This is a genomic window from Seonamhaeicola marinus, assembly GCF_008085455.1.
This window is the reverse complement of record NZ_VSDQ01000876.1, coordinates 1-282: the sequence shown is the minus strand read 5'-3', so window position 1 is coordinate 282 and position 282 is coordinate 1. Positions and strand designations below refer to the sequence as shown.

The window sequence follows — 282 nt, the reverse complement described above, 5'->3', positions numbered from 1 at the left end:
ATACAATGGTTGGGTATGCTTGTATTTGAAAATATCTTGATAATTCATGTGGTGAATTTCTTCGGTTTGCATTAGCCGGATTGTAATTTGGGTTGCTAAATGTTTTACCATCAAAAGTTATTTGGTCATTTCCTTCAGCATTAAATTTTACAGCATAATAATGTTCATTCACGTAATTTGCTACCTGCTGATTTTGAAATGTGTTTCTATCTAACATTTTACAAGGGCCACACCAATTGGTGTAAACATCCATCATTATTTTTTTAGGTGTCTTTTTTTGAA

1 protein-coding gene is annotated in these 282 nt (G+C 31.6%); it reads right to left on the bottom strand.

What is annotated here, in order from left to right; genetic code table 11:
- The coding region (locus tag FUA24_RS24550) for a thioredoxin family protein (protein WP_148546069.1) at positions 1-282 on the bottom strand (282 nt) is incomplete at both ends.